General features: G+C 68.5%; 3 protein-coding genes and 1 pseudogene. All 4 read right to left on the bottom strand.

The window, feature by feature from the left end:
• Nucleotides 1-222: pseudogene (locus G3N93_RS37350) on the bottom strand (hypothetical protein); the annotation flags it as partial.
• A gap of 332 nt (nt 223-554) precedes the next feature.
• Nucleotides 555-1,499 carry a dihydrodipicolinate synthase family protein gene (locus tag G3N93_RS37355; protein WP_174943132.1) on the bottom strand — a complete coding sequence of 315 codons (945 nt, stop codon included), beginning with the start codon at nt 1,497-1,499 and terminating at the stop codon, nt 555-557.
• A 44-nt stretch (nt 1,500-1,543) separates the two neighbouring features.
• Nucleotides 1,544-2,863 (bottom strand): MFS transporter, encoded by a 1,320-nt coding sequence (locus G3N93_RS37360; RefSeq protein WP_206135270.1) that lies wholly within the window; start codon nt 2,861-2,863, stop codon nt 1,544-1,546.
• 60 nt (nt 2,864-2,923) lie between these two features.
• Nucleotides 2,924-3,117: PfkB family carbohydrate kinase (locus G3N93_RS37365; RefSeq protein ID WP_241026865.1), on the bottom strand; the 194-nt coding region annotated here is incomplete at its 5' end.

Consider the following 3,117-nt stretch of genomic DNA (forward strand, 5'->3'; position numbering starts at 1 on the left):
CGGCTTGCGGCTTGCGGCTTGCGGCTTGCGGCTTGCGGCTTGCGGCTTGCGGCTTGCGGCTTGCGGCTTGCGGCTTGCGGCTTGCGGCTTGCGGCTTGCGGCTTGCGGCTTGCGGCTTGCGGCTTGCCAGCTTGCCGGCGGCTCGATGGTGCGACGGAATGAAGGTGGGGCCTTGCGTCGGTGTTGTGTCTGCAACCCGCCGTCGTTCGTCACAACGGACATCCTGTAACCGGCCATTGCGGCGGCCCGGCTGTCGAAGGCAGTTCAGCCGCCTTCGACAGCACTGAAAATCCCGATGCGTTCGCCGTGTGACACGTTCCGCCTGAACGCCGCGCCGGATTCACACCATCCGGGACATGGCCGATACACCACTAGCGCCACTAGCGCCGCTTGTCGCCACGCATACGCGACGCATCGCGACAAACCGACCGTGCATGCAGCCACCGCGCACCGCTACCACGCACGCCCCGACGAACCCGTGCGAAGGCCGCCGCCCGCCCAGCACGCCCCCCCACCGCGCACCGCAAGCCTCGGACAGCACCCCGCGCGCACGATTACGCCGCGATCCGCCGACGGAAATGCTCGGTCCCGGCCACGATCTTGTCGAGCACCGCATCGAGCGCCCAGAACCGTTCACGCACGTCGTAGTCGATCGCGCGGCAACGGATCGACGCGAACGTGCCGATTCGCTGGTGATAGAGCTTCGCGAGCGCCGGGTACCCCAGCGCCTCCGACACCGCCGAGACGACCAGGAACGTCGAGAGCTCGTCGGCCAGCGCCGGATTCGACGCCCCTTGCGTACGCAACCACCGGTACAGATCCGGATGGAAGTTGGTGAACACGCCGTTGAAGCCGGCGGAACCCGCCTTCATCGCGTCCCACGCAATCGCGGCGTTCGCGTTGAGGATCTTCAGCGGCGAACCTTCGGCGAGCGCCACCCGCCGCTTCACCGTCTCCAGGTCGCAGCTCACGTCCTTGAGCATCACGAAGCGGCCCGTGTCGATGCACGCGCGCAGTTCGTCATCCGACAGCAGCCGCCGGTAAGGGGCCGGACACTCGTACAGCCCGAGCGGCAGATCCGACGGCAAGCGCGCGAGCAGCCGGTGCAGATGGTCGAGCAACGCGGCACTGCCCTTGCGCTGCGGATCGAGGCGATTGGTCACGAGCACGACGCCCTGTGCGCCCGATTCGGCCGCCGCGCACAGCTCCGCGACCTGCGCGTCGAGATCGTCGCTGATATGCCCGGACGCGACGACCGGCACGCGCCCGGCCACCCGCTCGACCACGAAGCGCGCGAGTTCCGCGCGTTCGGCCAGGCTCAGGAACTGCATCTCGCTCGACTGCGCGACCGCGAACAACGCATCGGCGCCGTGCGCCAGATACCACTCGATCAGCCGCTCGAGCCCGGCGTAGTCGATCGCGCCGGCATCGTCGAACGGCGTCAGCATCACCGGGACGATGCCCTCGATGGTCACGTTCGATTGCTGCGGGTGTTGCATGTGTTTCTCCTTGCTTCAGTGAATGCGTGGCGCAAACCGCATGCTCAGGCCGGCAACGGCCCGGGCGCGGCGTTCGCGGCCTGCTCGGGAATCGGCTTGCGCACCAGCAGCAGGTACGCCATCGCGCCCGCAAACGCGATCGCCGCGGCCGTCAGCAGCGCCGGCACGAACGACCACTTCTGCGCAATGACGCCCGTCAGGATCGGCGCGAGCGCGCCGCCGATGAAACCGCCGAAATTCTGGATCGCCCCGAGCGACGCGATGCGGCTCGGCGGCGCGGCCGCCGTCGCGAGCGCCCACGAACAGGCCGACGCCGCGTTGGCGAGAAAGATCACGACCGAAATGCACGCAAGCGCCACCGTGTTGCTCTGCACGAGCGCGGCGGGAATCGTGAATGCGACCATCCCGAGCATCGCGACCACCACCGCATTGCGCCGGCTCACGACCGGCGAACGGCTGCGGCGCGTGACCAGATCCGACAGCCAGCCGGCCAGCAGCGAACCGACGAACCCGCACAGGAACGGCACCGACGCGGCAAAGCCGGTACGGATCAGGCTCATGTGCCGTTCCATCGTCAGGTAGCCCGGCAGCCAGGTCAGATACACCCAGTTCAGGTACACGGATCCGAAGAAGCCGATCAGCATCCCCCAGGTCGTGCCGTGCGAAAACAGGCTGCGCCATTCGGCGAACGTCAGTTTCGGCGCCGCGACCGCGCTTTGCGCATCGGCGTCGAGATAATTGCGCTCGGTGGCAGTCAGTTGCGCGCGCACCGGATCGCGATACAGCGCGAACCAGACGACGGCGACGACCAGACCGAGTGCGCCCGTCGCGATGAACGCCCAGCGCCAGTCGAACGACGCAACGAGGATCGACAGCAGCAGCGGTGCGAGCGCGGTGCCGAGCGGCGACGCGGCGTTGAAAATGCCGGTCGGCGTGCCGCGCGCGCGCAGCGGAAACCAGTTGCTCACCACCCGCGCGGCCGACGGGAACTGCGGCGCCTCGCCGATGCCGAGCACGATGCGCGCGACGATGAACCAGCCGAACGTCGACACGATGCCGCCCGCCGCCTGCGCGAACGACCAGACGATCAGGCCGATCCCGAGCAGCCGGCGCGGGCCGATGCGGTCGACCAGCCCGCCGACCGGGAACTGGCACAGCGCATAGCTCCACGAGAAGGCCGACAGCAGCAGCCCCATCTGCGCGAGCGACAGGCCGAGGTCGCCGCGAATCGCCGAGCTTGCGACGGCCAGCGTGCCGCGATCGAGGTAGTTGACGATGCCGCTCACCATCAACAGCGCGAGCGCGATGCGTTGCCCGCGCCGGATACGCGGCGGTGCGGGCGGAACGGTCGGGGTTTCGTTCATTGCGGTTGTCTCCATGTCACCGATATCGGCCGATTCCGGCCTGTCCGTCTGATGCGGAATTCAGGGTTCCAGGCGCGCCACTGCGTCGCGCGTCGGAATCGAGGTCTGTGCGCCGTAGCGCGTCACGCTGATCGCGGCGGCGCGCTGGCCGAAGCCGATCGCGTCGTCCATCGACGCGCCGCCTGCGCGGGCGGCCGCGAACCCGCCGACGATCGTGTCGCCTGCCGCGGTTGTTTCTACGGCGACCACCGAGA

Origin of the sequence: Burkholderia sp. Se-20378, assembly GCF_017104665.1 — a bacterium.
GTDB classification, from domain to species: domain Bacteria; phylum Pseudomonadota; class Gammaproteobacteria; order Burkholderiales; family Burkholderiaceae; genus Burkholderia; species Burkholderia lata.

Coding starts and splice junctions, on each gene's coding strand:
- G3N93_RS37355 (WP_174943132.1), bottom strand. CDS start 1,499: ATGCAACACCCGCAGCAATCGAACGTGACCATCGAGGGCATCGTCCCG.
- G3N93_RS37360 (WP_206135270.1), bottom strand. CDS start 2,863: ATGAACGAAACCCCGACCGTTCCGCCCGCACCGCCGCGTATCCGGCGC.